Source organism: Yoonia sp. (assembly GCF_030731595.1).
In the GTDB taxonomy this organism is placed as follows: Bacteria; Pseudomonadota; Alphaproteobacteria; order Rhodobacterales; family Rhodobacteraceae; genus Yoonia.
In genome coordinates, this window is the sequence record NZ_JANQTS010000037.1 from 1 (window position 1) to 5,361 (window position 5,361).

A 5,361-nucleotide genomic window follows, 5' to 3' on the forward strand; every position below is an offset into this window, starting at 1 on the left:
CTATTCCGTAGTGAAGGGTATATTCCCACGCGTTACTAACCCGTCCGCCGCTCACTCCGAAGAGTGCGCTCGACTTGCATGTGTTAGGCCTGCCGCCAGCGTTCGTTCTGAGCCAGGATCAAACTCTCAAGTTGAAAGCATCTTGCGATGCTGTCCTTGACGTTCGAACCTCTGCACATCACCACTTGGCCTTACTGAAACCAAATGGCGTTTCTCTGTTTGTTGTGCTTTCAGTTAACAAAGTTAACCAAGAGCCACTCAAACAGTGAAGCTGACACTCTATCATCGAACCGAAGTTCTAAGAGCGTTGATATACAGACGTCTGATCCATCGAACTGAACCAAACCGCCCACATATCTCTTCAGATATATCAATTTCAAACAGCGTAGAGACAAAAGTGACCAGATGCGCCCTAACTTTATGGCGCGCCCCGCCTGCATTATCTCTGTTTTTAGTTTTGCGTCTCGTTACCGACTGTCTGCGTTTCCGCTTCCGTGTGGTCCGTCTGGCGCCCCGTTGGTGCTTGTTAGCGCCGCCGGTGAGGGGGGTTCTACGGTTAGTGGCTGAGACCCGCAACCCCTTTTTTTGAGAAAAATGCATTTTTTATGACAAAGCCTATTTTCCCCATGTTTTTAGGGGGTTACGGCAGTTTCATTGCGCCGACCCTAGGTCGCATCGCAATTTTCTTAGGCAGAATGGAAACGGAACATACCAGATTTGGGGTTATCCACAGGATCACCCACAAGACTCTCCCAGTGTCGGACAGACTCAGACACCCAAATCACCCTGAATCACCCCGATTCACTTGGCAAAAAGCAAATCACCTCCGAGTCGCGGCACCGACTCGCAGCGATTCACCCCCTAGAAACACAAAGGCCCGGCAGTTTTACTGCCAGGCCCATGAATCAAGTGCTCTGATTGGCGTCAGGCGACCTGCCTTTTGCGCTCCAACGAGACATAGCGAGTCGCAACAAGCCCCAAGATGATCACCAAGTAGATGATCGGCTCCAGCTGAAACCCCTTCACTAGCCACAGATAGTGAACAGCACCAAGAATCGCGATCGGATATGTCAGCTTGTGGAGCTGGCGCCAGCTGGCGGCACCCAACTTGCGAACAGACAGATTGTTCGATGTCAAAGCCAAGGGGATCATCAAGACAAAGGACAACATGCCGACTGTCACATAAGGCCGCTTCACGATCTCGGTCCAGACGCGCTCTAGGCTTTGAACATCCAGAATCGCGAAGACGAGAAAATGCGCCAAGACGAAGAAGAATGTCGTGACACCTATCGCACGGCGAAACTTGATAAGGTTTACGCCGGTCCACTTGCGCAGCGGCGTGATCAGCAGGCCCAGCACCAGCAGCTTGAGCCCCACTTCACCATAGGCCCGCTCGAGCACATTGATCGGTTCGACCAAGTACGGACCGATCTGGTTCAGGGCGAGCCAGAACTGCCAAACCGCGTAAATCGCGCCGACTATATATATAGTCCACGCTGGAACCTTGCGCAGGCCGCCGTTGATGGTTTGCGCGACGTCCATTTTAGAAGTTCACCGTCAGGTCCATGCCTTCGTAAAGGCTGGCGACTTCCGGGTAGCCATTGAACATCAGTGTATCCTGACGCGCGGCGAACAGGCCGCCACCAATCCGGCGCTCGGTTGCCTGGCTCCAGCGCGGGTGATCCACTGTCGGGTTCACATTACTATAGAAGCCGTATTCGCGACCGTTGGCGACATTCCAGCTAATCGGTGGGCGGCGGTCGGTGAGAGTGATCCGTACAATCGACTTGATCGACTTGAAGCCGTACTTCCACGGCACGACCAAACGGATCGGGGCGCCATTCTGGTTCGCCATCGGCTCGTCATAGATCCCTGTCGCCATCAGCGTCAGCGGATGCATCGCCTCATCCAGACGCAAACCCTCGACATAAGGGAAGTCCAGCACGCGGCGCTGTACGCCGATCATGTTTTCTGGCTGCACTGCGGTTTCAAAGGCAACATATTTGGCACCCGACTGCACGCCAACCTTGTTCAGGATATCGGCAAGCTCGATCCCGTTCCACGGAATGACCATCGACCAGGCTTCGACGCAGCGGAAACGATAGATGCGATCCTCGACCGTCAGACCATCCAGCAGATCGGCAAGTGCATAGTCACCGGGATTGTTGACCATACCATCCACTTTGATCGACCAAGGCGATGTGACCATCTTATGTGCGTTCTGCGCCGGATCGGTTTTGCCGGTGCCGAATTCATAGAAGTTATTGTAGCTCCTGATTTCTTCGAGCGTATTTGGTTCAAGCCCGCCCTGCGCAGCGGCCGCGGAACCGATCAGGCCAATCGCCCCCAGTCCCGCGGTGCCCGTCAGAATCTGGCGCCTATTCAAATAACTGTCTTTTGGCGTGACGTCCGCGCGGGTCAGGTCGTTCTTCCAGCGATAAGCCATTACGGTCTCCATTCATGTCTGTTCGCGAAACTATATAGGGCATAATAATTGAAAGGTGTCTCACGATGCCGCCAGTCGATTGAAATGTTCCAAAAACCAGCGGATCAATCACATGTTCTCACGCAGGTGTGATTGGAAAAAAAAGCTGTGCTTGGCTTAGGAGAGATTGGACATCCGTCAAGCCCACTCGGCGGTTTTCTTCTGATGATCCAAGGCTTTGGCGCTCCGTACAAGGAACGATGCCGCAAGAAAGGCATTCCTTGAAACTGGGAGAAATACCAATGCTACGTAGAACTTTTATCGCTCTTGCAGCCACAACGGCCATGTCGTCATCCGCTTTTGCGGCTGGTCATTCCATGGACATCGTTGACACTGCGGTAGGTGCTGGCACCTTCACAACGCTGGTTGCTGCTGTTGAAGCCGCTGGTCTGGTCGACACACTGAAGGGCGAAGGCCCGTTCACCGTCTTCGCACCAACGGATGAGGCATTTGCTGCCCTGCCCGCAGGTACAGTCGAAGGCCTTCTGGCTGATCCGGAAGCACTGGCTGCGATCCTGACATACCACGTGGTTGCAGGCAAAGTGATGTCAACGGACCTGTCCGACGGCATGATGGCCGCAACAGTCAATGGCGCTGATATCACGATCGGCACAGAGGGTGGCGTCACTGTCAACGGCGCAAACGTCGTGACAGCAGACATCGAAGCATCCAACGGCGTGATCCACGTCATCGATGCAGTGATCCTGCCACCAAGCTAAATCCGGTTCTCCGGTAAACAAAGCCCCGGTCAATCGACCGGGGCTTTTTCATTTGGGGTTAGTGCACGATCGTTTTGTCAGGTCGCGGACTGTTGGTGGCAGAGATCCGGTCCCCCACCAGCAACCCGTCCACACCTGCGCTCACAGTGATCGTATCACCATCCATGACATCACCAGCGAGGATCATCTCGGCCAGTTGGTCTTGTAATGCGCGCTGGATCACCCGCTTGAGCGGACGCGCACCGAACACTGGATCATAGCCTTCATCCGCCAGCCATTTCAGCGCGGCCTCATCCAGATCAAGATGCACGTTGCGCCCTGCAAGCCGCTTTTCAAGCAATCCGATCTGGATCGTCACGATCCCTGCCATATCCTCGCGGGCCAGACGGTCAAAGATGATCGTCTCGTCCAGTCGGTTCAGGAACTCTGGCCGGAAATGCCCGCGCACAGCCTCCATCACTTCTAACTTGGCATCAGACGCATCGGCCCCATCGGGTAGCTGGCTGAGCGCCTGCGCCCCAAGGTTGGAGGTAAGGATAATCAGCGTTTGCTTGAAATCCACATGCCGCCCCTGCCCGTCGGTCAGGATACCGTCATCAAGCACCTGCAAGAGCACGTTAAAGACATCAGGGTGCGCCTTCTCGACCTCGTCGAACAGCACCACCTGATAAGGCCTGCGCCGCACGGCTTCGGTCAGCACGCCGCCTTCGTCATAGCCGACATAGCCCGGAGGCGCGCCGATCAGACGCGATACCGCGTGTTTCTCCATGAACTCGGACATATCGATGCGGACCATGGCAGAGTCATCGTCAAAGAGGTACTCGGCCACGGCCTTGGTCAGTTCGGTCTTACCCACACCCGTTGGGCCGAGGAAGAGGAACGACCCCAGCGGCCGGTTCTCGTCGTTCAGCCCGGCGCGGGCACGGCGCACGGCATTGGCCACGGCTTTTACCGCTGATTTCTGGCCAATCACGCGCTTGCCCAACTCGTCTTCCATGCGCAGGAGCTTGTCGCGTTCGCCTTCCAGCATCTTGGAGGTCGGGATACCCGTCCAACGCTCGACAACTTCGGCGATTTGTTCGGGGCGCACCGCCTCTTCGACCATCAGGTCGTCATTGGCTTCGACCTCGGCAACCAAACGCTCCAACTGCGGGATCACGCCGTAAGACAGCTCTCCGGCTTTCGCCAGATTGCCTTCGCGCTTGGCGATATCCAGATCAGCGCGGGCACGGTCCAGCTTTTCCTTCACATCGCGTGTGCTTTCCAGCTTGTCCCGCTCGGCCTGCCATTTCGCGGTCATCTCTGATCCGCGCTCTTGCAGGTCCGCCAGTTCCTTTTGCAGCTTTTCAAGCCGATCCTTGGAGGCCTTGTCATCCTCTTTCTTGAGCGCTTCGCTTTCGATCTGTAATTGCAGGATCTGGCGGTCGAGCGCATCCAGTTCTTCGGGCTTACTATCCACTTCCATCCGCAAGCGGCTGGCGGCCTCGTCCATCAGGTCGATAGCCTTGTCAGGCAAAAACCGGTCAGTGATATAACGGTGCGAAAGGGTTGCCGCAGCAACCAAAGCGCTGTCCGAAATCCGAACGCCGTGGTGGAGTTCATACTTTTCCTTGATACCGCGCAGAATACTGATCGTGTCCGACACTGTCGGTTCTTCCACCATCAAAGGCTGGAAACGGCGGGCCAAGGCGGCATCCTTCTCCACATACTTGCGGTACTCGGTCAGGGTCGTTGCACCCACGCAGTGCAATTCGCCCCGCGCCAAGGCAGGTTTGATCAGGTTGGCGGCATCCATCGACCCCTCAGAGGCGCCAGCACCCACAAGGGTGTGCATCTCGTCGATGAAGAGGATGATTTCGCCAGCGGCGGATTCGATCTCTTTGAGAACCGCTTTCAACCGCTCTTCAAACTCACCACGATATTTTGCGCCAGCGATCAGCGCGCCCATGTCCAGCGCCATAAGGCGTTTGTTGCGCAAGCTTTCGGGAACATCGCCATCGACGATGCGCAAAGCCAAGCCTTCGGCAATCGCAGTTTTACCCACACCGGGTTCACCGATCAGCACGGGGTTGTTCTTGGTCCGGCGCGACAGAACCTGCATCGCGCGGCGAATTTCTTCGTCGCGGCCAATGATCGGGTCGATCTTGCCTTGCTCGG

At 55.9% G+C, this 5,361-nt stretch carries 4 protein-coding genes and 1 rRNA gene; 1 reads left to right on the forward strand and 4 read right to left on the reverse strand.

All coding sequences use genetic code 11. The annotated features are described in order from the left end of the window. From NWQ23_RS03340 to msrP, 3 genes are all read right to left on the reverse strand, one after another. Positions 1–134 (reverse strand): 16S ribosomal RNA (locus NWQ23_RS03340); the annotation flags it as partial. A 790-nt stretch (positions 135–924) separates the two neighbouring features. Continuing rightward, a complete protein-coding gene (msrQ, locus tag NWQ23_RS03345) occupies positions 925–1,542 on the reverse strand; it encodes a protein-methionine-sulfoxide reductase heme-binding subunit MsrQ (protein WP_306164825.1) in 618 nt (205 codons plus the stop codon). Between the two features lies 1 nt (position 1,543). Continuing rightward, positions 1,544–2,446 (reverse strand): protein-methionine-sulfoxide reductase catalytic subunit MsrP, encoded by a 903-nt coding sequence (gene msrP / locus NWQ23_RS03350; protein WP_306164826.1) that lies wholly within the window; start codon positions 2,444–2,446, stop codon positions 1,544–1,546. 281 nt (positions 2,447–2,727) lie between these two features. On the opposite strand from msrP, the gene NWQ23_RS03355 reads away from it, so the two are divergent. Then, complete coding sequence (locus NWQ23_RS03355; protein WP_306164827.1) at positions 2,728–3,204, forward strand: fasciclin domain-containing protein; 477 nt, start codon at positions 2,728–2,730, stop codon at positions 3,202–3,204. Between the two features lie 58 nt (positions 3,205–3,262). Here the strand turns inward: NWQ23_RS03355 and NWQ23_RS03360 are convergent. Further along, a partial coding sequence (locus NWQ23_RS03360; protein WP_306164828.1) for an AAA family ATPase occupies positions 3,263–5,361 on the reverse strand: 2,099 nt, incomplete at its 5' end.